This window comes from Amycolatopsis sp. NPDC104863, assembly GCF_055582965.1.
In genome coordinates this window covers 673,688-696,765 of the sequence record NZ_JBVJOW010000003.1, presented here as the reverse complement: position 1 = coordinate 696,765, position 23,078 = coordinate 673,688, and the positions used below count along the sequence as shown (strand labels likewise).

The 23,078-nt window shown below is 71.6% G+C and carries 25 protein-coding genes; 10 read left to right on the top strand and 15 right to left on the bottom strand.

Annotation, left to right across the window (positions count from 1 at the left end; genetic code table 11):
- Positions 1-246: 246 nt before the first annotated feature.
- On the bottom strand, positions 247-783 hold the full coding sequence (locus ACZ63J_RS19930; protein WP_465311213.1) for a snapalysin family zinc-dependent metalloprotease: 537 nt from the start codon (positions 781-783) through the stop codon (positions 247-249).
- A 168-nt stretch (positions 784-951) separates the two neighbouring features.
- Here ACZ63J_RS19930 and ACZ63J_RS19925 point away from each other — a divergent pair, with 168 nt between their 5' ends.
- On the top strand, positions 952-2,898 hold the full coding sequence (locus tag ACZ63J_RS19925) for an ABC1 kinase family protein (RefSeq protein ID WP_465405170.1): 1,947 nt from the start codon (positions 952-954) through the stop codon (positions 2,896-2,898).
- On the opposite strand, the gene lepB is transcribed toward ACZ63J_RS19925, so the two are convergent.
- Together lepB and ACZ63J_RS19915 are read right to left on the bottom strand one after the other, a co-directional pair.
- Positions 2,822-3,604 (bottom strand): signal peptidase I, encoded by a 783-nt coding sequence (gene lepB, locus ACZ63J_RS19920; protein ID WP_465405168.1) that lies wholly within the window; start codon positions 3,602-3,604, stop codon positions 2,822-2,824. The two genes, ACZ63J_RS19925 and lepB, sit on opposite strands and share 77 nt — an antisense overlap.
- Positions 3,605-3,633: 29 nt before the next feature.
- Positions 3,634-3,966, bottom strand: a complete 333-nt coding sequence (locus ACZ63J_RS19915; RefSeq protein ID WP_465311211.1) for a YnfA family protein — start codon at positions 3,964-3,966, stop codon at positions 3,634-3,636.
- Between the two features lie 17 nt (positions 3,967-3,983).
- Here ACZ63J_RS19915 and ACZ63J_RS19910 point away from each other — a divergent pair, with 17 nt between their 5' ends.
- Positions 3,984-4,775, top strand: coding sequence for a DUF4184 family protein (locus ACZ63J_RS19910; protein WP_465405166.1), 792 nt, complete (start codon positions 3,984-3,986; stop codon positions 4,773-4,775).
- Here ACZ63J_RS19910 and ACZ63J_RS19905 read toward each other — a convergent pair.
- The 7 genes from ACZ63J_RS19905 to ACZ63J_RS19875 are packed head-to-tail and all read right to left on the bottom strand — an operon-like array spanning position 4,765 to position 11,132.
- On the bottom strand, positions 4,765-5,160 hold the full coding sequence (locus tag ACZ63J_RS19905) for a metal-sulfur cluster assembly factor (protein WP_465311208.1): 396 nt from the start codon (positions 5,158-5,160) through the stop codon (positions 4,765-4,767). The two genes, ACZ63J_RS19910 and ACZ63J_RS19905, sit on opposite strands and share 11 nt — an antisense overlap.
- Positions 5,157-5,606 (bottom strand): Fe-S cluster assembly sulfur transfer protein SufU, encoded by a 450-nt coding sequence (gene sufU / locus ACZ63J_RS19900; RefSeq protein WP_465311207.1) that lies wholly within the window; start codon positions 5,604-5,606, stop codon positions 5,157-5,159. The genes ACZ63J_RS19905 and sufU overlap by 4 nt, the downstream gene beginning before the upstream one ends.
- The gene (locus tag ACZ63J_RS19895) at positions 5,603-6,892 is read right to left on the bottom strand and encodes a cysteine desulfurase (protein WP_465405164.1); all 1,290 of its coding nucleotides are present in this window, start codon (positions 6,890-6,892) and stop codon (positions 5,603-5,605) included. The genes sufU and ACZ63J_RS19895 overlap by 4 nt, the downstream gene beginning before the upstream one ends.
- A 40-nt stretch (positions 6,893-6,932) precedes the next feature.
- Positions 6,933-7,703: a Fe-S cluster assembly ATPase SufC gene (gene sufC / locus ACZ63J_RS19890; protein WP_103336133.1), complete on the bottom strand. Its 771-nt coding sequence runs from the start codon at positions 7,701-7,703 to the stop codon at positions 6,933-6,935.
- Between the two features lie 32 nt (positions 7,704-7,735).
- The gene (sufD, locus tag ACZ63J_RS19885) at positions 7,736-8,908 is read right to left on the bottom strand and encodes a Fe-S cluster assembly protein SufD (protein WP_465405162.1); all 1,173 of its coding nucleotides are present in this window, start codon (positions 8,906-8,908) and stop codon (positions 7,736-7,738) included.
- Positions 8,909-8,910: 2 nt separating this feature from the next.
- On the bottom strand, positions 8,911-10,359 hold the full coding sequence (gene sufB, locus ACZ63J_RS19880) for a Fe-S cluster assembly protein SufB (RefSeq protein WP_465405160.1): 1,449 nt from the start codon (positions 10,357-10,359) through the stop codon (positions 8,911-8,913).
- A complete protein-coding gene (locus ACZ63J_RS19875; protein ID WP_465311422.1) occupies positions 10,356-11,132 on the bottom strand; it encodes a helix-turn-helix transcriptional regulator in 777 nt (258 codons plus the stop codon). The genes sufB and ACZ63J_RS19875 overlap by 4 nt, the downstream gene beginning before the upstream one ends.
- Positions 11,133-11,309: 177 nt before the next feature.
- On the opposite strand from ACZ63J_RS19875, the gene mptB reads away from it, so the two are divergent.
- The 7 genes from mptB to ACZ63J_RS19840 all read left to right on the top strand — a co-directional run bounded on the left by mptB (position 11,310) and on the right by ACZ63J_RS19840 (position 17,803).
- Positions 11,310-12,932 (top strand): polyprenol phosphomannose-dependent alpha 1,6 mannosyltransferase MptB, encoded by a 1,623-nt coding sequence (gene mptB / locus ACZ63J_RS19870; protein WP_465405233.1) that lies wholly within the window; start codon positions 11,310-11,312, stop codon positions 12,930-12,932.
- Between the two features lie 6 nt (positions 12,933-12,938).
- Positions 12,939-13,865: an ABC transporter ATP-binding protein gene (locus ACZ63J_RS19865; RefSeq protein ID WP_465311203.1), complete on the top strand. Its 927-nt coding sequence runs from the start codon at positions 12,939-12,941 to the stop codon at positions 13,863-13,865.
- A gap of 53 nt (positions 13,866-13,918) precedes the next feature.
- Positions 13,919-14,644 (top strand): ABC transporter permease, encoded by a 726-nt coding sequence (locus ACZ63J_RS19860; RefSeq protein WP_465405232.1) that lies wholly within the window; start codon positions 13,919-13,921, stop codon positions 14,642-14,644.
- Between the two features lie 165 nt (positions 14,645-14,809).
- Positions 14,810-14,989 (top strand): hypothetical protein, encoded by a 180-nt coding sequence (locus tag ACZ63J_RS19855; protein ID WP_465405158.1) that lies wholly within the window; start codon positions 14,810-14,812, stop codon positions 14,987-14,989.
- 107 nt (positions 14,990-15,096) lie between these two features.
- On the top strand, positions 15,097-16,068 hold the full coding sequence (locus ACZ63J_RS19850) for a COX15/CtaA family protein (protein WP_465311202.1): 972 nt from the start codon (positions 15,097-15,099) through the stop codon (positions 16,066-16,068).
- Positions 16,069-16,117: 49 nt separating this feature from the next.
- Complete coding sequence (locus ACZ63J_RS19845; RefSeq protein WP_465405156.1) at positions 16,118-17,035, top strand: acyl-CoA desaturase; 918 nt, start codon at positions 16,118-16,120, stop codon at positions 17,033-17,035.
- A gap of 90 nt (positions 17,036-17,125) precedes the next feature.
- Entirely contained in the window at positions 17,126-17,803 is a 678-nt protein-coding gene (locus tag ACZ63J_RS19840) for an alpha/beta fold hydrolase (protein ID WP_465405154.1), read from the top strand.
- Here ACZ63J_RS19840 and ACZ63J_RS19835 read toward each other — a convergent pair.
- Both ACZ63J_RS19835 and ACZ63J_RS19830 read right to left on the bottom strand, forming a co-directional pair.
- Complete coding sequence (locus ACZ63J_RS19835) at positions 17,800-18,663, bottom strand: ATP-grasp domain-containing protein (protein ID WP_465405153.1); 864 nt, start codon at positions 18,661-18,663, stop codon at positions 17,800-17,802. The genes ACZ63J_RS19840 and ACZ63J_RS19835 overlap by 4 nt on opposite strands.
- The gene (locus tag ACZ63J_RS19830; RefSeq protein ID WP_465311199.1) at positions 18,660-18,977 is read right to left on the bottom strand and encodes a hypothetical protein; all 318 of its coding nucleotides are present in this window, start codon (positions 18,975-18,977) and stop codon (positions 18,660-18,662) included. The genes ACZ63J_RS19835 and ACZ63J_RS19830 overlap by 4 nt, the downstream gene beginning before the upstream one ends.
- 79 nt (positions 18,978-19,056) lie before the next feature.
- On the opposite strand from ACZ63J_RS19830, the gene ACZ63J_RS19825 reads away from it, so the two are divergent.
- On the top strand, positions 19,057-20,025 hold the full coding sequence (locus ACZ63J_RS19825; RefSeq protein WP_465405151.1) for a quinone oxidoreductase family protein: 969 nt from the start codon (positions 19,057-19,059) through the stop codon (positions 20,023-20,025).
- Here ACZ63J_RS19825 and ACZ63J_RS19820 read toward each other — a convergent pair.
- Genes ACZ63J_RS19820 through ACZ63J_RS19810 form a run of 3 tightly spaced genes read right to left on the bottom strand, consistent with a single transcriptional unit; the run spans position 20,015 to position 23,055 of the window.
- Positions 20,015-20,230: a cold-shock protein gene (locus tag ACZ63J_RS19820; protein ID WP_465405149.1), complete on the bottom strand. Its 216-nt coding sequence runs from the start codon at positions 20,228-20,230 to the stop codon at positions 20,015-20,017. The genes ACZ63J_RS19825 and ACZ63J_RS19820 overlap by 11 nt on opposite strands.
- A gap of 4 nt (positions 20,231-20,234) precedes the next feature.
- Positions 20,235-20,801, bottom strand: coding sequence for an FKBP-type peptidyl-prolyl cis-trans isomerase (locus ACZ63J_RS19815; protein ID WP_465311197.1), 567 nt, complete (start codon positions 20,799-20,801; stop codon positions 20,235-20,237).
- A 10-nt stretch (positions 20,802-20,811) separates the two neighbouring features.
- Positions 20,812-23,055 carry a HelD family protein gene (locus ACZ63J_RS19810; protein ID WP_465405147.1) on the bottom strand — a complete coding sequence of 748 codons (2,244 nt, stop codon included), beginning with the start codon at positions 23,053-23,055 and terminating at the stop codon, positions 20,812-20,814.
- Positions 23,056-23,078 lie beyond the last annotated feature (23 nt).

Sequence of the window (23,078 nt, the reverse complement as noted above, 5' to 3'; positions counted from 1 at the left end):
AGGCGGGGCGAGCGCTTCCCTCTTGAGCGGGAATGGGTGATGGCTCCCGCGGAAGCCGGGAGGGCCCTACCCGCCGAGCCTGGCCGGAACCGCGCCCCTCCCACGGCAGGACGCAGCGCCCACCCTCCCGGGGGTCCGGCCCCGCTCCAGCCTATCGGCACCCCCGGACGAAAAGCCGGATCGGCCGCCGTCGACGCCTGGTTGTCCACAACTCGAGCGACCTGTGCACAACCAGGCGTCAGCCGGCTAGTAAGCGACCTTCCGCACCTGCGTCGCCGCGAAACCGTTCACCCACAACGACTGCACCTTCGCCGCTTCCGCCGGCGAAGGCTTCGCGTTCTTGCACGCCGTGCCCGGGCCGTGGCCGGACATCAGCTCCGTGCACGGGCCCGTGTAGTGGTCGGGCAGGCCGAGGTTGTGGCCCAGCTCGTGCGCCGCGATGCGGGTCGGGTCGAAGCCCTCGGCCACCTGGCTCGTGTCCAGGTAGATGTCGCCGCGGCCGTGGCCGTTCGTGTTCGTGTACGAGCCGCCGCTGTGGATCTCGTGGAACACGATCGTGGCGCCCGAGCTCCGCTTCACCAGCTTCACGTCGGTGACCGCGGCGTTCCAGTTGGCCGCGCCGCCGTCGATCTGGCTGACGTAGTCCGGGGCGCCCGACGAGGTGTAGTACAGCGTCGTGACCGCGGCCGCCGAGGCGGCCGGTGCCGCCGCGAGGCCCAGGCCCAGCGGTGCCGCGACGGCCGTGGCCAGTGCCACGACCCGGCCGATCACGCGTCCGTTCATCGTGTCTCCTTCGTCCGGTTTAGAGAACACTTCACCGTGGTTCGCGCGATCAGGTTAGAAGTCCACTCGCGCCCGGGCCACGGCCGAAAGTAGTTCCCTCGCGGGAGGGAGGCCGGTCCCGCCGCTGCGTGAGCCGCCCCGCCGCGCCGCCGTGGTCTGCTCTGCGGCGTGGACATCCTGCTGGGCCTGCCGACCCTCCCCCTCTACGCGCTCGTGCTGTGGCCGCTGGTCGTCGCGTCGCGGCGGGTGCTCGGTGTCCGGATCGGCGCCGTCCGCGCGTTGTGCGCCGCCGGGTTCGGCTGGCTCGTCGCCGGCGGGATCGGGCAGGCGTTCCCGCTTTCCCTGCTGCACAACGGCTCGGCGGCCATCGGCCTGCTGATCCCGTTGGCGGGCAGCGCTTTCCTGGCGACGCTGATCTTCCTGTTCGTCGCCGAGATGGCGCTGCCGAGCGGCTTCAGCCCGCTCGGCCGCCTGCGCTCACTCCGCGCCCGCCTCTCCCGCACCCGCCGGTACTCGCAGATCAGCCGGATCGCCATCAAGCACGGCCTCGGCCGCCACCTCGCCGGCCGCCGCGAACCCGGCCTCCCGCCTGGGCGGCACGCCAAGCTCGCCCGCTCCCTGCGCCGGGCGCTGGAGGAGGGCGGCGTGACGTTCGTGAAGCTCGGCCAGCTGCTCTCGACCCGCGCCGACCTGCTGCCCCCGGTCTTCGTCGACGAGCTCGGCAAGCTCCAGGACCAGGTCGCGCCCGCGAAGGCCGACGCCGTGTGGGCGGTGCTGACCGCCGAGCTCGGCGGCTCGCCCGACGACGTCTTCGCCGAGTTCGACCCCGAACCGCTCGCCGCCGCGTCGGTCGCGCAGGTCTACCGGGCGAAGCTGCGCAGCGGCGAGGACGTCGTGGTCAAGGTCCAGCGCCCGGGGGTGCGGGAGCAGGCCGAACGCGACGTCGACATCGTCCGCCGCGTCGCCGCCGCGCTGGAGGAACGCGCGGACTGGGCGCGCTCGCTCGGTGTCGCCGAACTCGCCGACGGGTTCGCCCAGGTCCTCGCCGAGGAGCTCGACTTCACCGTCGAAGCCCGCAACATCACCGCCGTGGCCGCGGCTTCCGGCCCGGACGTCGTGCTGCCGAAAGTCCACAAGGGACTGTCGACCGACCGCGTGCTCGTGATGTCGAGGCTCGTCGGAAAGCCGCTGGAAACCGCGCCGGCGCCCGAGCGCAAGCGACTGGCCCGGACGCTCCTGCGCTGCCTGCTCGACCAGGTGATGATCGGCGGGGTCTTCCACGCCGATCCGCACCCCGGCAACCTCATGCTCCTCGACGACGGCCGCCTCGGCCTGCTCGACTTCGGCTCGGTCGGCCGGCTCGACGCGGGGTTGCGCGGCGGCCTGCAGAACCTGCTGCTGGCCCTGGACCGCGGCGACCCGCCGGGTCTGCGCGACGGTCTCCTGGAGATCGTCGACCGCACCGTCGAGATCGACGAACAGCGGCTCGAACGCGCACTCGGCGCCCTGGTCGCCCGGCACTTCGGGCCCGGCCGCACTCCGGACCTCGACCTGTTCACCGGGCTGTTCCGGGTGGTCGCGGACTTCCGGCTGAGCGTCCCGCCGCCGGTGGCCGCGGTGTTCCGCGCCTTGGCGACGGTCGAAGGCACGCTGGCGACGCTCGATCCCGGCTTCGACGTCGTCGCGGAGTCCCGGGCCTTCGCGGTCGAGCAGGTCGGCGCCCGCCTGCGCCCGGAGTCGGTACGCACCACCGCGGTCAACGAGCTGATGGCGCTGCTGCCGGTGCTGCGCCGCATCCCCCGCCGCGTCGACCGCGTCGGCGCGGCCCTGGAAGAGGGCCGGCTGTCGGTGAACGTCCGGCTGTTCTCCGACGAGCGCGACCGCGCCGTCGTCACGAGCCTGGTCCACGAAGTCCTGCTGGCGTTCGTGGGCGCGGCGACCGGCCTGATGGCGGTGCTCCTGCTGACCGGCGACGGCGGGCCGCGCATCGCGGAAGGCCTGACGCTGCACCAGGTTTTCGGCTACAACCTGCTGGTGATCAGCGCCCTGGTGGGCCTGCGGCTGCTGTTCGTCGTCTTCCGGCGGTCCGGACCGCGGACACGATCACCCCGGTGAGCCCGGCGAAGAACAGCACCACCCCGGCGACGATCGACCACCGGGCCACGTCCAGGCCCGAGTCGGGCGGGGAGACGCCGGGCAGGCCCGCGTCGGTGAACGCGGTCACCGCGGGCAGCGGGTGCGGGCTGACCACGGTGCCGGTGGCGACCACGAACTTGCTGACCCACAACAGCCGCACGACCCCGCGGAAGCGCGAGTCGTCGGCGTTGCCGCGGTTGTCACCGGCGACGAAGACCGACTCCTGGGGCACCTGGGTCCGGAAGGGGCGGGTGGCGGTCTCGGGCTGCGAGCCCGGGCCGGCGCCGACGTAGGGCTCGACGACGACCTTGCCGTTGACGGTCAGGTGCCCGTCGGTGCAGCAGACGACCGTGTCCCCGGCGACCCCGACCACGCGGAACACGTGCATACCGGGCTCGCCGCCACCGTAAGCGAACGCGCCACCGTCGAAGCCGATCACGTCGCCGCGGTGCACCTCCTCGCCGGTCCGCTCCCGCACGACGATGCGGTCGCCCGCGTTCAGCGTCGGGCTCATCGCGCCGGCAGAGACGACGAACGGCCGGTAGCCCATCAGCAGCTTGCCGGCGCCGAACAGGCCGACGGCGACACCGAGCACGGTCACGGCCACCAGCACGAAGAACACCGGCGAGCGCCGGCGACGCGCGGGTGGAGCCGGTGGTGCGGGCGGGAAGACGGATTCGGTCACAACGATCTATCGGGACACAGTGGACGGTGTTACCCCGTCCGCGGCGCGTACATGATCACCGCGACACCCGCCAGGCACAGCAGGGCCCCGATCACGTCGTAGCGGTCGGGGCGGTAACCGTCCGCCACCACGCCCCAGGCCAGCGAACCCGCCACGAACACGCCGCCGTACGCGGCGAGGATGCGGCCGAAGTGGGCGTCCGGCTGGAGCGTCGCCACGAAGCCGTACACGCCGAGTGCCAGCAGTCCCCCGCCGATCCAGAGCCAGCCGCGGTGTTCGCGGACGCCCTGCCAGACCAGCCACGCGCCGCCGATCTCGCACACCGCCGCCGCGAGGAACAGGAGGATCGAGCGCAGGACCACCTCGGGATACTAACCGGGTGCCGTTCACGCTGAGTCATCCCGCCGCCGTGCTGCCGCTGGCGAGACGGCCGCTCGTGCCCTCCGCGCTCGTTGCCGGGTCCGTCGCGCCGGACGTCTTCTGGTTCGTGCCGCGGCTGCCCGGTGTCGGCCTGACCAAGACCCACGAACTCGCCTCGGTCCTCTGGCTCGACCCGCTCCTCGCGCTCGCCCTGCTGGCCGTCTTCCAGGTGCTCCTGAAGCGGCCGCTGGTGGCGCTGGCGCCACGCCCGCTCGCCGAACGGCTCCCCGGCGGCTTCACCTGGCGACGGCCGGGCTGGATCGCCCTGTCCCTGGTGCTCGGCGCCGCCACGCACGTCGGCTGGGACGCCTTCACCCACGAGCACGACGGGTTCGCCTTCCTGCGGATCCCGCTGGTCACCGGCGTCGACGTCGGACGGCTGATCCAGCTCGTCAGCACGGTCGCCGGCGCCGCGATCCTCGCCTGGTGGCTGGTGCACTGGTACCGCACGGCACCCACCAAACCCGCGCCGCCGTCCACCCGCCACCGCAAGCCGGTGGTGGCGCTGCTCCTCGGCGGAGCGCTGGCCGGCGTGCTGACGAGCGTCCTTCCGTTCCTCGCCCACCACGACCCGATGACCCGCGCCGGCGTGGTCGGCAACACGACCTACCTCGCGGTCACCGGCGCCGGCAGCGGTTTCCTCGCCGCGCTCGTGCTGTACGCGCTGGCCTGGCACGGGCGGTATAGGTCGTTATACACAAAAAGGGCCGCTCCGAAGAGCGGCCCTTCCCGAGCGGATCTCAGACGGTGAAGCCGAGGGCGCGCAGCTGCTCGCGGCCGTCCTCGGTGATCTTCTCCGGGCCCCACGGCGGCATCCAGACCCAGTTGATCCGGAAGTCCTGGACGAGGCCACCGGACGTCAGCGCGGCCGACGTCTGGTCCTCGATGACGTCGGTCAGCGGGCAGGCCGCCGACGTCAGGGTCATGTCGATGGTCGCCGTGTTGTCCTGCTCGACGCGGATGTCGTAGACCAGGCCCAGGTCGACGACGTTGATGCCGAGCTCCGGGTCGACGACGTCGCGCATCGCCTCTTCGACGTCCTCGATCTTGGCGAGGTCGAGGTCCTGCTTCGCGGTGGTCTCGGCGTCGAGGTCGGCGGCGGTGCGCCCCTCACGAGTGGCGGTCTCTTCAGTCATGCGCTCTCAGCTCCACTGGTGGTCCGGGCGACGGCGTCCTTGAAGGCCATCCAGCCGAGGAGGGCGCACTTGACCCGTGCCGGGTACTTGGCGACGCCCGCGAAGGCGATGCCGTCCTCCAGCACTTCCTCGTCCGGTTCGACCTTTCCCTTGCCCTGCATCAGTTCGACGAACGCGTCCATGGTGGTGAACGCTTCCTCGAGGGTGTGCCCCACGACGAGATCCGTCAAGACCGACGTCGACGCCTGGCTGATCGAGCAGCCCTGGCCGTCGTAGGAGACGTCGGCGACCTTCCCGTCGTCGAGCTTGACCCGCAGTGTCACCTCGTCGCCGCAGGTCGGGTTGACCTGGAACGACTCGGCGTCGAACGGGTCACGCAGACCGCGCCCGTGCGGGTTCTTGTAGTGGTCCAGGATGATCTCCTGGTACATGCTTTCCAGGTTCACTGCGCCACCCCGAAGAACTTCTGGGCCTCGCGAACACCCGCTACCAGGGCGTCCACTTCGGACAGCGTGTTGTAGAGGTAGAACGACGCGCGCACGGTCGCCTGGGCGTTGCACGCCCGGTGCAGCGGCCACGCGCAGTGGTGGCCGACGCGAACCGCGATGCCCAGGCTGTCGAGCACCTGGCCGGCGTCGTGCGGGTGCACGCCGTCGATCACGAACGACACCGTCGCGCCGCGGTCCACCACGTCGGTCGGCCCGACGATCCGGACACCCGGGATCGCGCCGATGCCTTCGAGGGCCGCCGCGGCGAGCTCGTGCTCGTGCGCCGCGATGCGGTCCATGCCGACGGCCGAGAGGTAGTCGACGGCCGCGCCGAGGCCGATGGCCTGCGACGTCATCGGCACGCCGGCCTCGAACCGCTGCGGCGGCGGCGCGAAGGTGGAGCCCTCCATCCGGACCATCTCGATCATCGACCCGCCGGTCAGGAACGGCGGCATGGCCGACAGCAGCTCGGTGCGTCCATAGAGGACACCGATGCCGGACGGGCCGAGCATCTTGTGCCCGGAGAACACCGCGAAGTCGACACCCAGCGCGTGGAAGTCGACCGGGAAGTGCGGCACCGACTGGCAAGCGTCGAGGACGGTCAGCGCGCCGACGGCCTTGGCCTTTTCGACCAGCAGCGAGACGGGGTTGACCGTGCCGAGCACGTTGGACTGGTGCGCGAACGCGACCACCTTGGTGCGCGGCGTGATCAGCTCGTCCACATCGGACAGGTCGAGGCGGCCCTCGGGAGTCACCTTGAACCACTTCAGCGTCGCCCCGGTGCGCTGGCACAGCTGCTGCCACGGCACGAGGTTCGCGTGGTGCTCCATCTCGGTGATGACGATCTCGTCACCCGGCCCGACCACGAAGCGCGCGGCTTCCGGGCCGGCCGTGGCGGCGTTGCTCATCGAGTACGCGACGAGGTTGATGCCCTCGGTCGCGTTCTTGGTGAACACCAGCTCTTCGGGGTCGGCGCCGACGAACTCCGCGATCTTCGCGCGCGCGGACTCGTAGGCGTCGGTGGCCTCTTCGGACAGCTGGTGCGCGCCGCGGTGGACGGCCGCGTTCGACGTGAAGACGTAGTCGCGTTCGGCCTCGAACACCGCGGTCGGACGTTGGGACGTCGCCCCGGAGTCCAGGTACACCAAGGGTTTTCCGTCGCGGACGGTGCGCGACAGGATGGGGAAGTCGGCCCTGAGGGCCGCCACGTCGAGTGGCAGAGAGCTGGCCGAGGTGGTGGTCATCGGGCCGACTCCTCTCGTTCTCGGTGTAGTACTACGGAAGTCAGAGAGCGGCGGGCTCGGGCTTGCCCACGTACTTGACGTAGCCGTTCTCCTCCAGCTCGTCCGCCAGCTCCTTGCCGCCCGACTCGACGATCTTGCCGCCGGCGAAGACGTGCACGAAGTCCGGCGTGATGTGCCGCAGGATCCGCGTGTAGTGCGTGATCAGCATGACGCCGACCTCGCTGGAAGCCTTGTACGCGTTGACACCCTCGGACACGACGCGCAGGGCGTCGACGTCCAGGCCGGAGTCGGTCTCGTCGAGGATGGCGAACTTCGGCTTGAGCAGCGCCAGCTGCAGGATCTCGTGGCGCTTCTTCTCGCCGCCGGAGAAGCCCTCGTTGACCGAGCGCTCGGCGAACTCCTGCGAGATCTCGAGCTTGCCCATCTCCTCCTTGACCTCCTTGACCCAGTGGCGCAGCTTGGGAGCCTCGCCACGGACCGCGGTGGCCGCGGTGCGGAGGAAGTTGGACATCGAGACGCCGGGGACCTCGACCGGGTACTGCATGGCCAGGAAGAGGCCGGCGCGGGCGCGCTCGTCGACGCTCATCTCGAGGACGTTCTCGCCGTCGAGCAGCACCTCGCCGGAGGTCACCTGGTACTTCGGGTGACCGGCGATCGCGTAGGACAGGGTGGACTTGCCGGAGCCGTTGGGGCCCATGATCGCGTGGGTCTCGCCCGACTTGATCGTCAGGTTCACGCCCTTGAGGATCTCCTTGGCGCCTTCGTCGGTGTCGACCGAGGCGTGCAGGTCCTTGATTTCCAGGGTAGCCATTCTTCGTTTCCTAAAGTCTGCGGTGGACGGCGTCAGGCGCCAACGGCTTCGAGCTCGGCCTCGATCGCGGCTTCGAGGCGCTCGCGCACCTCGGGGACGTCGATCTTCACCAGGATCTCGTGGAAGAACCCGCGCACGACCAGACGGCGGGCGGCTTCTTCGGCGATCCCGCGCGACTGGAGGTAGAACAACTGCTCGTCGTCGAACCTTCCCGTCGCGCTCGCGTGGCCGGCACCTTCGATCTCGCCGGTCTCGATCTCGAGGTTCGGCACGGAGTCCGCGCGCGCGCCCGGCGTGAGCACCAGGTTGCGGTTGAACTCGTAGGTGTCGGTGGCCTCGGCCGCGGCGCGGATCAGCACGTCGCCGATCCAGACCGTGTGCGCGCCCTCGCCCTGCAGCGCGCCCTTGTAGCCCACGCGCGACTTGCAGTTGGGCACCGCGTGGTCGACGAAGAGGCGGTGCTCCTGGTGCTGGCCGCCGTCGGCGAAGTAGACGCCGAGCATGTCGACGTCGCCGCCCTTGTCGGTGAAGGTCGCCGTCGGCGAGACGCGGACCAGGTCACCGCCCAGGGTGATGACCGTGTGCCGCAGCGCGGCGTCGCGGCCCAGCTTGAGGTGCTGCTCGGAGACGTGCACCGCGTCGTCGGCCCAGTCCTGGACGCTGACCACGGTGACCTTGGCGCCGTCACCGATGACGAACTCGACGTTGTCGGCGTAGGTGCCGGAGCCGACGTGGTCGAGGACGACGACGGCTTCGGCGAACGCCTCGGCGCGGACCTGCAGGTGCCCGTAAGCCACCTTGTCCACACCCGGGCCGTGGATGCGCAGCACCGACGGCTTGGACGCCTTCGTCTCCTTCGGCACCGTCACGACGGTGGCCTGGGTGAACGAGGAGTACGCCTGGGCGGCGATCCGGTCGCTCGGGACGCCCGCGGCGCCCAGCCGCGAGTCGTCACGGCCGACGGTCTCGATGGTGAGCTCGGGGGCGGCGTCGGCTTCCAGCGTGATCTCGCCGGTGGCGACCGCGGAGCCGTCGTGCAGGCCGCGCAGCCGCTTCATCGGCGTGAAGCGCCAGTTCTCCTCACGGCCGCCCGGGACCTCGAAGGCCTCGACGTCGTAGGAGGTGAAGCGCTCCGCGCGGGAGGCCGCCGGAATGACGGCCCCCTCGCGAAGCGACTCCGAAACGTTGTTCTCGGTAACCGACATGACTAGCCGACGGACCCTTCCATCTGGAGCTCGATCAGGCGGTTCAGCTCGAGCGCGTACTCCATCGGCAGCTCACGCGCGATCGGCTCGACGAAGCCGCGCACGATCATCGCCATCGCCTCGGCCTCGTCGAGGCCGCGCGACATCAGGTAGAACAGCTGCTCTTCGCTGACCTTGGACACCGTGGCCTCGTGGCCCATGGACACCTCGTCGTTGCGGATGTCCACGTACGGGTAGGTGTCCGAGCGCGAGATCGTGTCCACCAGCAGGGCGTCGCAGACGACGCTGGACCGCGAGTGGTGCGCCCGCTTCGCCACGCGGACCAGGCCGCGGTAGGAGGTGCGGCCGCCGCCGCGCGCCACCGACTTCGACACGATCGTCGAGGAGGTGTACGGCGCGAGGTGCTCCATCTTGGCGCCCGCGTCCTGGTGCTGGCCCTCGCCCGCGAACGCGACCGAGAGGACCTCACCCTTGGCGTGCTCGCCCATGAGGAAGACCGACGGGTACTTCATGGTCACCTTGGAACCGATGTTGCCGTCGATCCATTCCATGGTCGCGCCCTCTTCGCACTTGGCGCGCTTGGTGACCAGGTTGTAGACGTTGTTCGACCAGTTCTGGATGGTCGTGTAGCGGCAGCGGGCGCCCTTCTTGACGATGATCTCCACGACCGCCGAGTGCAGCGAGTCGGACTGGTAGATCGGCGCCGTGCAGCCCTCGACGTAGTGCACGTACGCACCTTCGTCGACGATGATCAGGGTGCGTTCGAACTGGCCCATGTTCTCGGTGTTGATCCGGAAGTAGGCCTGCAGCGGGATGTCCACGTGCACGCCCTTCGGCACGTAGATGAACGAGCCGCCGGACCAGACCGCCGTGTTCAGCGCGGAGAACTTGTTGTCGCCGGCCGGGATGACCGAGCCGAAGTACTCCTCGAACAGCTCCGGCTGCTCGCGCAGCGCGGTGTCGGTGTCCAGGAACAGGACACCCTGCTTCTCGAGGTCCTCGCGGATCGAGTGGTAGACGACCTCGGACTCGTACTGGGCCGCGACACCGGCGACGAGGCGCTGCTTCTCCGCCTCGGGGATGCCGAGCTTGTCGTACGTGTTCTTGATGTCCTCGGGCAGGTCTTCCCAGCTCGCAGCCTGCTTCTCGCTGGAGCGCACGAAGTACTTGATGTTGTCGAAGTCGATCCCGGAGAGGTCGGCCCCCCAGTTGGGCATAGGCTTCTTCTCGAAGAGCTTGAGCGCCTTCAGTCGCGCTTCGCGCATCCACTCCGGCTCGGACTTCTTCCCGGAGATGTCGGTGACGACATCCTCGTTCAGCCCGCGACGGGCGCTGGCGCCCGCCTCGTCGGAGTCGGCCCAGCCGAACGCGTACTTGCCAAGGGACTCGATGGTCTCTTCCTGGCTCAGTGGCGCGGTGGTGGGAGTGCGCTGCTCGGCAGCGGCAGTCATGCGGGTTTCCCTCCATTCGGGATCCGTGCTTCGCGCCCAGAGGGCACCGTGCTTCCCGGCTCGGGATGGGCCGGGTTACCCGTCGTGACGGGCACGTGCGTGGTGCACGCGGAGTCACCGCGTGCGATGGTCGCCAGCCGCTGGACGTGGGTGCCCAGCAGCTTCGCGAACGCCTCCGTCTCGGCCTCGCACAGCTGCGGGAACTCCGCGGCCACGTGGGCGACCGGACAGTGGTGCTGACAGAGCTGCGCTCCGACCGTCTGACCCGGTGCCGGAGCACCGACCTGACGGGTCGACGCAGCGTAGCCCTCCCTGGTCAGAGCGGTCGCCAGGGCCTCCGCGCGTGCCGCCGGATCACTCGATCCAGTGATCGCCGGGCGGTGGGGCTCGACCAGCGAGGCGACGCGGCGCTCGGCGAAGGCGCGTACGGCGTCTTCACCGGCGTGCTCGGCGAGGAAACGGATGGCGGAGACGGCCAGGTCGTCGTAGGCGTGCCCGAAGCGGGCGCGGCCGGACTCGGTCAGCAGGAAGAGCTTGGCCGGACGGCCCCGGCCCCGGGGCCCACGCCGGGGCGCGTCCCTCGTCTCGGCTTCGCCATCCGAAAGAAGTGCGTCGAGGTGCCGGCGGACGGCGGCCGGGCTGATCCCGAGCTGCTCCGCGACCACGACAGCGGTCATGGGACCCTGTTCCAGGAGCAGCCGCGCGACCTCGTGCCGGGTCTTGCCCTCGGCGCTGACCTGCGACGGAACGTGCGGGAGTGCGGCGCGGGGCATGTCGCCGCCCGCCTGCTCACCCGCCTCCGTCTTTTTCACAACACAAGTGTGTCTTATTTCCCGGCGGTCGGCAAAGGCGGGGTGCCGGGCAGTGACCCGACTCACTCCGGGGCGGACCGATACCCTGCACGCGTGGCTGTGGGTGAACATCCTGCGCGGCAGGAGCAGGAAACGGACGTGCGCACCGAGGGTGCCCACGCGGTGACGCTTTCGCCCATCCGCCCGCTGGAGCCGCTCCCCCTCGAAGCCGACGAGCAGCGCGGGCTGAACGTCGTCCGCCGGTTCGGCACGGTCGGCTCGCTCTTCCTCGCCCTCGGCTCGCTCGGCGCCGGCGCCGCCCCGGTGATCAACCCGGTGCAGGAGATCCCGGTGCTGCGGCTGTTCACCCGCATCCCGACGGTGTCGCTGGCCATCGCCATCTCCGGCATGGGCATCCTGGTGCTGAGCTGGCTGATGCTCGGCAAGTTCGCCCGGCCCGACCGCGCCCGGCTGGCGTCGCAGGGCCAGCTGGCGCGCACCATCGCACTGTGGGTGCTGCCGCTGCTGGTCATCCCGCCGCTGTTCTCCCGCGACGTCTACAGCTACCTCGCGCAGAGCGAGATCGTGCACCGCGGCATGGACCCGTACGTCCTCGGCCCGGCGCAGGCGCTCGGCGTCGCCGACCCCTACACCGCGGGCGTGTCGAACATGTGGCGCGAGACGCCGGCGCCGTACGGGCCGCTGGTGCTGCGCCTCGGCGGCTGGCTCGCCCCGCTGGCCGGCAACAGCATCGCGGTCGGCGTGCTGCTGCAGCGCGTGCTCGCGCTCGCGGGTGTGGTCCTCATCGTCTGGGCCCTGCCGCGGCTGGCCCGCCGGTTCGGCGTCCAGCCCGCGACCGCGCTGTGGCTCGGCGCCCTGAACCCGCTGCTGATCTTCCACTTCGTCGCCGGCGCCCACAACGACGCGCTCGCCGTCGGCCTGATGCTCGCCGGGCTGGAGGTGGGCATCCGGCGGCTGCCGATCCGGGTGAAGGGCGACACACCCCCGCCACTGGCGCGGGGCGAGCTCCTCTACATCGGGCTGGGCGTGGCGATCATCACCCTCGGCGTCGCGGTGAAGGTTCCCGCGGTGTTCGCGCTGCCGTTCTTCGCGGTGATGGTCGCGCGCCGCTGGCACGGCCGGCTGAAGGACCTGTTCCTGGCCGGGGCGCCGATGGCGGCGTGGTTCGGCGTGGTGCTGGCCGCCGTCTGCTTCGGCTCCGGGCTCGGCTTCGGCTGGGTCGGCGCGACGTTCAACACACCCGGCCTCGTCCGCGCGTGGATCTCCCCCACGGCCGAGCTGGCCAACCTGTCCGGTGTCCTCGGCATCGCGCTCGGGCTGGGCAACCACACCAACGCCCTGGTGCCGATCCTCGGCGCGCTGGGCTACCTCATCGCCGTCGCCATCACCGTCAAGTTCCTCTGGGACAGCTTCAAGTGGCGCTACCGGCCCATCATCGGGCTCGGCGTCTCCCTGGGCGCGGTGATGATCCTGCAGATCAACCTGCAGCCCTGGTACGTGCTGTGGGCGGTGATCCCGCTCGCCGCAGCCGCCGGGACGTCCCGGTTCCGGGTCGCCGCGACGGTGCTGTCCGCGGCCCTGCCGTTCCTGCTGCCGCCGACCGGCAGCACCTTCGACGGCCGGCCGTACGTGCTGCCGTTCGCCTACGTCGCGGCGATCGTCGTGTGCGGCGCGGGAATGCTGATCGTGCGGCGGCTGGCTCCCGTGTTGCTGTCCAGGCCGTCCCCGCGGCTGCCCGCGCATGCCGACGCCGTATCGTGACCCGATGTGAGTGCCCCCGCCGTCGAGATCACCGGGCTGGTGAAAAGCTACGGCTCCACCCGCGCGGTCGACGGTCTCGACCTGCGGATGGAGCGCGGCAGCCTGCTCGCCCTGCTCGGCCCGAACGGGGCCGGCAAGACCACCACCGTCGAGGTCTGCGAAGGCTTCCGGCGGCCTGACGGCGGCACCGTCCGCGTGCTCGGCCTCGACCCCGTGCGGCAGTCGGCCGACCTGCGCCCCCGCGTCGGGATCATGCCCCAGGGCGGCGGCGCGTACCCGGGTGTGCGGGCCGACGAGATGCTCCGCCTGGTCGCCTCCTGCGCCGCGTCCCCGCTCGACCCGGCCTGGCTGCTGGACGTCCTCGGGCTGGCCTCGGTGCGGCGGACGCCGTTCAAGCGCCTCTCCGGCGGGCAGCAGCAGCGGCTTTCCCTGGCCTGCGCGCTGATCGGGCGCCCGGAGCTGGTGTTCCTCGACGAGCCGACGGCGGGCATGGACCCGCAGGCCCGCCGGCTGGTCTGGGACCTGCTGGGCGCGCTGCGCGCCGACGGCGTCTCGGTGCTGCTCACCACGCACCTGATGGAGGAGGCCGAGGCGCTGGCCGACACGGTGGTGATCGTCGACCACGGCAAGGTCGTCGTCTCCGGAGCGCCCCAGTCGCTGACGATGGACGAAACCGGCGCGGCCGGGCTGCGCTTCAAGGCCCGCACGCGGCTGGACACCGAGCTGCTGACCGCGGCGCTGCCGGAGGGGTACGCCGTGCGCGAGTCGGCGCCGGGCACGTACGTGGTGGTCGGCTCGGTCGACCCGCAGGTCGTGTCGACGGTGACCGCCTGGTGCGCGCAGCAGGGCGTCCTGCCCGAAGAGCTGCAGGTCGGCAAGCGGACGCTCGAAGAGGTCTTCCTCGAGCTGACCGGACGGGAGCTGCGCGCGTGACCTTTCCGGCCGGCACGTTCACCCCGGCGCCCGGGCGCGGCTCGCTCGGGCGCATGCTGCGCACGCACGCGCGGATCGAAGCGAGCCTGACCCTGCGCCACGGCGAGCAGGTGCTGCTGACCCTGCTCATCCCCCTGGCGCTGCTGATCGGCCTGTCCCTCTTGGACATCCTGCCCGCGGCCCAGCTCGGCTCGGCGTCCAAAGTGGACTGGATCACCCCGCGCATCCTGGCGCTGGCGGTGATGTCCTCGGCGTTCACCGGCCAGGCGATCGCCCTGGGCTTCGACCGGCGCTACGGCGTGCTGAAGCGTCTGTCGGCGACGGCGTTGCCGCGGTGGCTGCTGGTGGCGGGCCGGGTGGCGGCGGCGCTGGTCGTCGTGGCCCTGCAGTCGGTGATCATCGGCGTGGTGGCGGCGTTCCTCGGCTGGTCGCCTTCGCCGGCCGGGCTGGCTTCGGCGATCCTGCTGCTGGTGCTGGGAACGCTGGCGTTCGGAGCGCTCGGCGTGCTGCTCGGCGGCGCCCTGCGCGCGGAAGCCGTGCTGGCGCTGGCGAACGTCGTCTGGTTCGTTCTGCTGCTGGCGGGAGGCATCCTGCTGGCGCCTTCTGCGCTGCCTTCCGGGCTCGCGGTGGTGGTCGAGCTGCTGCCATCGGGAGCGCTGGCCGAGGGCATGCGGGCGGCGCTGGTCGACGGCGCGTTCGCGCCCGGGCCGATGGCGGTGCTGGTGGTGTGGGCGGTGGCCGCGGGAGCACTGGCTTCCCGCACGACGAAGCTCACCTGACCCGGGTCTGGTCCCCGGGCGTCCCGGCCGCCTACCCGCCGGACGTGAAGCGGCTGGCTGGCGTACCTGGGCAATTCGGACGCGGACGCGAGCACGCTGGAGGCGTTCGCCGTCTGTCCCGGTGAGCAGCCGGCCGCCCCGCCGATCGACCTGGGCGGCCCGCTGGTGGACCGGACGATCGACCACTGCGAGCAGCAGCCGACCGCCCACCTGGGCGGCCGGCGCGCGGGAGTCACCTCGACGGCGTTCCTCCCGCTGCCCCAGGACTGGCCCACGGGCGACACCACGGCCATCTGCTGGGCGATCTCGGACCGCGAGGTGACCGGGCCGATGGGCCGCGCCTGACCTTCGGTGCCGGTCATCGATGACCTAGGTCCCTTGCGCCGGCGACGCCGTTCTGGACGCCGGGACCTGCCGAAAGCCGCTTTTCCGCGCGCTCTACCATCGGTGTCGTGCCGTTCACCAGCCTCGTCGCCCGCCTGCCGTTTCCCTCCGCCGCCGTGCAGCGGGCCGTCGGGATCGCCGCGGTGCTCGCGCAGGCGCTGATCGGCGTCACCGGCTCCGTCGTGCGCGTCACCGGGTCCGGCCTCGGCTGCCCGACCTGGCCGCAGTGCGTCGCCGGCAGCCTCGTGCCGGTGAACCACCCCGGTGTCCACGCGCTCAACCAGTGGATCGAGTTCGGCAACCGGATGCTGACCGGGGTGGTCATCGCCGTCGCCGCCATCGCCGTCCTCACCGCGTGGCGGGTCCAGATCGACCACCCGTCCCGCAAGCGCCTGGTGAAGCTCGCCTGGACGATGCCCGGCGGGGTGGTGCTGCAGGCCGTCGTCGGCGGCATGACTGTGCTCGCGAAGCTCGAGTGGTGGACCGTCGCGATCCACTTCCTCGCCACCACTCCCCTGGTCTGGCTGGCCGTCCTGTTGCTGCGCGCGTTCCGCGAAGGCGACGAACCCGCCCGGTCGCTGGTCCCGCCGTCCGGCCGCAAGCTGCTGGTGGCGCTCGCCGTGGTCATGTGGCTCGTGCTCGCGGCCGGCACCACCGTCACCGGCGCGGGCCCGCACAGCGGCGACATCAACACCCACCGCCTCGCCGTCCCGGTCGAGTCGCTCGCCCAGGTCCACGGCGGGCTGCTGGTGCTGTACCTGCTGCTGCTCGCGGTGTTCGGCCTGCAGCTGATGCGCGTCAACGCGCCGAAGAGCCTTTGGCAGCGCTACACCTGGGTCTGGGTGGTCGCCGTCGCGCAGGGCGGGCTGGGGTCGCTGCAGTACGCGCTGGGCGTGCCCGAGGCGATGGTCTCCTTCCACGTCCTCGGCGCGATGGCGGTCATCGTCGCGACGGCGACATTGTGGACCGGCAGCCGCGACCGCGGCCCGGTCGTCTCGCTGACGGCCGCGCCGAAGCAACCGGAACTCGCCACCACCTGAGCAACCGTCGGCCACGCCGTCGTAACTCGCTACCGCTACGGTCTGGGCCATGACCTCGCGCGCCGCCCCCAAGCCGCTGATCTCCCACCGCCGCGGCACCGGCGAGATGATCGTGCTGAAGACGTTCCTCCTGGTGCCGTTCGTGGCACTGCTCGTCGCGGTCCCGCTGGTCTGGGGCTGGGGCATGAGCTGGGTCGACCTGATCCTCGCCGCGGTGTTCTACGTGTTCGCGACGCTCGGGGTGACGGTCGGCTACCACCGCTACTTCACCCACGGCGCGTTCAAGGCGAACCGGCCGCTGCGGATCGTGCTGGCCGTCGCGGGCAGCATGGCGGTGCAGGGCTCGGTGATCTTCTGGGTGGCCAGCCACCGACGGCACCACGCGTTCGCCGACCGCGAGGGCGACCCGCACTCCCCGTGGCTGTTCGGCACCTCGCCCTCGGCGCTGCTGCGCGGCTTCTGGCACGCGCACATGGGCTGGATGTTCGGCCGCGAGGTGACCAACGCCGACCGGTTCGCGCCGGACCTGGTGGCGGACGCGGACCTGCGGGTGGTGAACCGCTACTTCTGGCTGTGGATCACGCTGAGCCTGGCCCTCCCGGCGGTCCTGGGCGGCATGCTGTCGTGGTCGTGGTGGGGCGTCGTGACGGCGTTCTTCTGGGCCGGCCTGGTGCGGATCGCGTTCCTGCACCACGTGTCGTGGTCGGTCAACTCGATCTGCCACCTGATCGGCGAGCGCCCGTTCGCCAGCCGCGACAAGGCGGCGAACTTCTGGCCGCTGGCGATCCTGTCGATGGGCGAGTCCTGGCACAACTCGCACCACGCCGACCCGACCTGCGCGCGCCACGGCGTGCTGCGGGGCCAGGTGGACGTCTCGGCGCGGGTGATCCGGACCTTCGAGCAGCTGGGCTGGGCCAGCGACGTGCGGTGGCCGCGAGCGGACCGGCTGGCCGCGAAGCGCGCCTGAGCTTCCGCCCAGTGGAAACGCGGCTGGCCGATTCGCCGCGCGTGAACTGAGCTGGGCGCGCCTGAACCGCGCGAGCCCCGTGGAGTCCCGATGACCGCACCCACCCTGCTGCTCGTCCACGGCGCCTGGCACGGCTCCTGGTGCTGGGAGCCCGTCCGGACGCGGCTGGCCGCCCACGGGTTTCCCGTGGTGACCGTCGACCTGCCCAGCGTCGCACCGCCGGCCGGGCGGCCCGGGCTGCACGACGACGCCCGCGCGGTGCGCGAAGCCCTCGACACGATCGACGGGCCCGTGGTCGTCGTCGCCCACTCCTACGGCGGGGCGCCGGTGAGCGAAGGCGCGGCCGGGGTGCCCCAGGTCACCCACCTCGTCTACGTCACGGCTTTCCAGCTCGACGAGGGTGAGTCGCTCCTCGGCACGGTGGGCGGGCAGCCGCCGTCGTGGTGGAAGGTCGACGGTGACCTCTTCAGCCCGTTGACACCACAGGAGATCTTCTTCGGCGACGTCGATCCGGAGGTCGCCGCGGAAGCCGTCGCCCGGCTGCGGCCGCAGAGTTACGCGGTCGCCCGCGAGACGCTCACGGCGGCCGCGTGGAAGACCGTGCCCAGCACGTACGTCGTGTGCGAAGACGACAACGCCATTCCCATGTTCGCCCAGGAAGCCATGGCACAGCGGGCCGGGCACGTCGAGCGGCTGCCGTCGTCGCACTCGCCGTTCCTGTCGCACCCGGCGGAGCTGACGGCGATCATCGAGGCCGCCGCCGGTTAGGCCAGCTGCTGCCGCACCGCCGAAGCGAACCGCGTCGCGGCCGCCGGGTCGGTCTGGCGGAAGCCCAGCGATGGCTCGGTCAGCTCCAGCTCCAGCAGCAACGGCTTGCCGTCCGCGCCGCGGACCAGGTCCACCCGGGCGTACAGCAGCTCCGCCCGCAGGATCCCCAGCAGGCCCGACGCCGCGTCCAGCACGTCCTCGGCCAGTGCCACGGCGTCCGCCGGGGGCTCGGCCGCGGCCAGCTTCTCCGACAGGTACAGCCCTGACTCGTCCATTGTGGACCCGAGCATCGCGCCCTTGGTGAACGCGTGGGAGTAGATGCCGCCGAAGTAGGACAGGGCCAGCTCGCCCTCGGTGTCCACACTGGACTGGTACGGCTGGACCAGCGCCGTGTGCCCCTCGGCGTGCAGTGCCGCCACGTGCTCGGCCGCGTCGGCGCCGGCGTCGAACCGGGCCGCTCCGCGGGAACCCGCGCCGACCGACGGCTTGACCACGTACGCCGACTTCGGGAACTTCGCCGGTTCGCCCGGGCCGACCAGGGTGGTCGGGACGACCGCCACCCCGGCGTCCAGCAGCTCCGCCAGGTACGACTTGTCGGTGTTCCAGCGCACCACCGGGGCCGCGTTGAGGAGCGCGGGCACCGACTCGCACCACGACAGGAACTCCGCGCGGCGGGAGGCGTAGTCCCACGTGGCCCGCAGGATCACCGCGTCGGCCGCGCCGAAGTCGACGCGGGAGTCGTCCCAGGCCGCCCACGAGACGTCGAAACCCAGCGAGGTCAGGGCGGGCACCACGGCGTCGTCGTCACCGTCGCCGGACGGGAGCTCCGCGCAGCCGACCAGGATCGCGGTGCGGCTCACCGGCCGGCCATCTTGCGGCGGTGCTCCGGGCCGATCTTCGTGGCCTGCACGGTCTCGGCGTCCCACGACGCGGCTTCGAGGTCCTCGACCGCCTCGACCAGCGCCTCGCCGGTCGCCACCGACGCCACCACGACGTCGCCGAGCGCGCCGTCCGCGCCGACCAGCACGACCCGGGCCCCGGCCCGGCCGATGTTCTCGACCACCGCGCGGGACGGCTTGCCGTGCGCCTTCACGAACTTGCGCGCCGCGCCCAGCTGAGCGCCGGACGGCGGGGCGACGGTCTCAGAAGTTTCCTCAGCCACGTCCCGAACCATAACCAACCCGCGGCCGGAACGCGGAACAGCGTGGCGTCGGCCATAGTTGTGCCCGGTAGAACCGACTCGAGGAGGACCCATGCCCACCGCAGTGCAGGTGACGAGGACCGGCGGCCCGGAGGTGCTCACCACGGCCGAAGTGGACGTCCCGGCGCCGCAGGCCGGCGAGCTGCTGGTCGACGTCGCCGCCGCCGGGGTGAACTACATCGACACCTACCAGCGCCAGGGCATCTACCCGATCGACCTGCCGTTCGTGCTCGGCCTCGAAGGCGCGGGCACGGTCGTCGAAGCCGGCGCCGGCAGCGGCTTCGCCCCCGGCGACCGCGTCGCCTGGCAGGGCTCGCTCGGCAGCTACGCGGCCCGCAAGATCGTGCCGGCCGCCATCGCCGTCAAGGTCCCCGAAGCCGTCTCCCTGGAGACCGCCGCCGCCACGATGCTGCAGGGCATGACCGCGCACTACCTGGTCGCGTCCACGTTCGAGGTCAAGCCGGGCCACGACGTGCTGGTGCACGCGGCCGCCGGCGGGGTCGGCCTGCTGCTCGTCCAGCTGGCGAAGGCGCGCGGCGCCCGCGTGATCGGCACCGTGTCGACCGAGGAGAAGGAGAAGCTCGCCCGCGAGGCCGGCGCCGACGAGGTCATCCGCTACGACCGCGACGACTTCACGAAGCTCACCCGCGACCTGACCGGCGGCGCCGGGGTCGACGTCGTCTACGACGGGGTCGGCAAGGACACGTTCGACGGCAGCCTCGCCAGCCTCAAGGTCCGCGGCCTGCTCGCCCTGTTCGGCGCGTCCAGCGGCCCGGTGCCCCCGGTCGACCCGCAGCGCCTCAACTCCGGCGGCTCCCTCTACCTGACCCGCCCGACGTCCGCGCACTACACGCGCAGCCGCGACGAGATCGACTGGCGGTCGAAGGAGCTGTTCGACGCCGTCGTGGCGGGCGACCTCACCGTTCGGATCGGCGGCAAGTACCCGCTCGCCGACGCCCGGAAGGCGCACGAAGACCTTCAGGGCCGCCGGACGACGGGCAAGCTGCTGCTCATTCCCTGACCCACTCCGCGCGCCAGTGGAAGCCGTCCTGCTCGGCGCGCTCGGCGGTGAACTCGACGTCGGCGCCCTCGGTCAGCTGCCGGAACCCCTCGGCCTCGACCACCGAGTAGTGCACCCAGACGGGGTCGTCGAAGCCCGGTGCTTCGACGACCCCCCAGCCCTCCTCGACGTGCCATTCGCGGACTCGGCCGCGGTGGGTGCGCACGTGCTCAGCCCTTGTCGGTCGGCACCGCGACGGCGTCGGTGACGAAGACCAGCGTCTCGTTGGGCTTGATGCCCTGGCCACCCTGGCCGTACCCGAGGTCCGGCGGGATGATCAGCAGGCGGCGGCCGCCCTGCTTGATGCCGACCAGGCCCTGGTCCCAGCCCGGGATCACCATGCCGGCGCCCAGCTGCAGGTCGAACGGCTCACCGCGGTCGAACGAGCTGTCCAGCTTCTGCTTGTCCGACCAGGTCACCAGCGAGTAGTTCATCTTCAGGTTCTGGCCGGCCTTCGCGCCGTTGCCGGTGCCCTCGGACAGGTCCTTCGTGATCAGCTTCTTCGGCGGGTCGCAGTTGTCCGGAATGGTGATCGTCGGCGCTTCGCCGAACTTCCCCGTCGTCTTGACGTCGTCCGCGGTGCACTCACGGCCCTTGCTCTGGGTCGCCTGAGCGGCGTCCGACGACGGGACCGGCGGGCCCGCGGGGGCGGCCGTCTCGGTCTTGGCGTCCTGGCCACACGCGGCCAGCGACAGCGCCGCCGCGGCGACGACCACGATCTTCCCGATTTTCTGCATGCCGGGCACCCTAGCCAAGCACGGAGAGTGCCGGTACTTCGTCACCGGTCCGGACCACACCGAGTCGCCGGGTCGCCCGCGTCAGGGCCACGTACAGGTCGTTGAGCCCGCGCGGCGAGCCCGCCACGACCTCGTCCGGCGCGACGAGCACCACCGAGTCGAACTCCAGGCCCTTCGAGCGCTCGACGGTCAGCACGCTCAGCCGTTCGTCCCGGTCGGCGAGCCACCCCGAAACCTGCTCGAGACGCCCGGAGGGCACCAGCACCGCCACCGTGCCACCGTCCACTTCGGACAGCTCGCGGGTGACCAGCTCCGGCAGCGCGTGCTCGAGGGAAGCCGGGTTCGCCGACCACGGCGGCACTCCCGTCTCCCGCACCGACGACGGCGCCGACAAGGCGGGATCCACCTCGGCCAGCACCCGCGCCGCGACCGCCATGATCTCGGCGGGCGTGCGGTAGTTCACGGTCAGCTGCTCCAGCCGCCACCGGTCCGCGACGTACGGCGAGAGCACCTCGTCCCACGACCGCGCGCCGCCGGCCGCGCCGGTCTGCGCGACGTCGCCGACCAGCGTCATCGACCGGTTCGGCGAGCGGCGCATCAGCAGCCGCCAGTCCATCGCCGAGAGCTCCTGGGCCTCGTCGACGATCACGTGCCCGAACGTCCAGGTCCGGTCCTGCGCGGCGCGCTGGGCGGCGGTCAGCTCGCTGCGCTCCACCTGGCGCTCGGCGAACAGCTCGGCGTCGAGGACGTCGGAGACGCGCAGCAGCTCCTCGTCGATGATCTCTTCATCCTGTTCGAGGATGTCGAGCACCCCTTCGGCGTACGCGCGGTCTTCGCGCTCACGGCGTTTGCGCTCGACGCGGGCCTCGGTGTCGTCGACGCCGATCAGCTCGGCCAGCTCGTCGAGCAGTGGCACGTCCGCCGGGGTCCACTTCGTGTCGCGGCCGCTCTCCAGCAGCGCGCGCTCGTCGGCGGACAGCAGCTTCCCGGCGGCGCTCGTGAGGCGTTCGCGGTCGGCGAACAGGTCGTCGAGCACCCCTTCGGGGGTCAGCACGGGCCACAGCTCGTTCACCGCCTTCGCGACGTTCTCGTCCGCGGCCAGCTCGGCGCGGATGTCCTGGAGGTCCTGGCCGTCGAGCAGGTCGTCCCCGAGCTTCCGCGCGGCCTGGCGTGTCAGCGCGTCGAGGACGTCGGAGACGAACAGGCGCCGCGCCGGGTTGTGCGGGCGGCGCGACCGGCGGGCGCGGGTGCGGGCGTCGGCGCACGTCTTGCGGTCGAGCCGCAGGACGTCGTGCTCGTACTCGATCTCCACCACCGGCTCGGGCACCCGCTGGCGGTCGCGGACGGCGGTGGCGAGCACCTCGGCCAGCACCAGCCGGCCCTTGACCTCCGACGTCTCCTTCGGCTCGGCGCCGTCGGCGTCCAGGCCCGGGTAGAGCTGCCCGATCGTGGCGAGCAGCACACCGGTCTCGCCGAGCGACGGCAGCACCTGGCCGATGTAGCGCAGGAAGGTGCTGTTGGGCCCGACGACGAGCACGCCGCGCGTGGTGAGCTGCTGGCGGTGGGTGTAGAGCAGGTAGGCCGCGCGGTGCAGCGCGACCGCGGTCTTGCCGGTGCCCGGCCCGCCCTGCACGACCATGACCCCGCCCAGCGGCGCGCGGATGATCCGGTCCTGCTCGGCCTGGATGGTCGCGACGATGTCGCTCATCTCACCCGTGCGCCGCTGTTCGAGCGCGGCCAGCAGCGCGGCCTCGCCGGCCAGGCCGAGGTCCTGGCCCTGGTCGGCGGCGGTGAGGTCGAGGATCTCGTCGTCGGAGCCGGTGACCTTGCGGGTCAGCGACCGCAGGTGCCGCCGCCGGCGCACCCCGTCGGGTGACGCCGCGGTGGCGAGGTAGAACGGCCGCGCGACCGGCGCCCGCCAGTCGACGAGCAGCGGCTTGTAGTCGTCGTCTTCGTCGAACAGCCCGAGCCGGCCGATGTAGGTGGTTTCCTCGGCACTGCCGGGGACGAAGTCGAGCCGGCCGAAGGCCAGCCCCTGCTCGACCGAGCCGAGCTGGGCCAGCCGGTCGGTGTACAGCGTCGTGGCGACGTCGCGCTCGGTGCGGGCCTGCGGGGTCCCGCCGGTCTGGCGCAGCGTCTCGTCGAGGCGGCGCTGGGCGTCGACACGCTCGGCGTCGAGCTTCGCGTAGAGGGTGGTGACGTACGCCTGCTCGCGCGCGAGCTCGGCGGGGAAGCCGTCCGAAGACACGGACAAGAGGATCCTGCTTTCGCCTCAAG

Coding starts and splice junctions, on each gene's coding strand:
- ACZ63J_RS19930 (WP_465311213.1), bottom strand. CDS start 783: ATGAACGGACGCGTGATCGGCCGGGTCGTGGCACTGGCCACGGCCGTC.
- ACZ63J_RS19905 (WP_465311208.1), bottom strand. CDS start 5,160: ATGACTGAAGAGACCGCCACTCGTGAGGGGCGCACCGCCGCCGACCTC.
- ACZ63J_RS19895 (WP_465405164.1), bottom strand. CDS start 6,892: ATGACCACCACCTCGGCCAGCTCTCTGCCACTCGACGTGGCGGCCCTC.
- sufC (WP_103336133.1), bottom strand. CDS start 7,703: ATGGCTACCCTGGAAATCAAGGACCTGCACGCCTCGGTCGACACCGAC.
- sufD (WP_465405162.1), bottom strand. CDS start 8,908: ATGTCGGTTACCGAGAACAACGTTTCGGAGTCGCTTCGCGAGGGGGCC.
- sufB (WP_465405160.1), bottom strand. CDS start 10,359: ATGACTGCCGCTGCCGAGCAGCGCACTCCCACCACCGCGCCACTGAGC.
- ACZ63J_RS19875 (WP_465311422.1), bottom strand. CDS start 11,132: ATGCCCCGCGCCGCACTCCCGCACGTTCCGTCGCAGGTCAGCGCCGAG.
- ACZ63J_RS19860 (WP_465405232.1), top strand. CDS start 13,919: ATGCTGCGCACGCACGCGCGGATCGAAGCGAGCCTGACCCTGCGCCAC.
- ACZ63J_RS19845 (WP_465405156.1), top strand. CDS start 16,118: ATGACCTCGCGCGCCGCCCCCAAGCCGCTGATCTCCCACCGCCGCGGC.
- ACZ63J_RS19840 (WP_465405154.1), top strand. CDS start 17,126: ATGACCGCACCCACCCTGCTGCTCGTCCACGGCGCCTGGCACGGCTCC.
- ACZ63J_RS19830 (WP_465311199.1), bottom strand. CDS start 18,977: ATGGTTCGGGACGTGGCTGAGGAAACTTCTGAGACCGTCGCCCCGCCG.
- ACZ63J_RS19825 (WP_465405151.1), top strand. CDS start 19,057: ATGCCCACCGCAGTGCAGGTGACGAGGACCGGCGGCCCGGAGGTGCTC.
- ACZ63J_RS19815 (WP_465311197.1), bottom strand. CDS start 20,801: ATGCAGAAAATCGGGAAGATCGTGGTCGTCGCCGCGGCGGCGCTGTCG.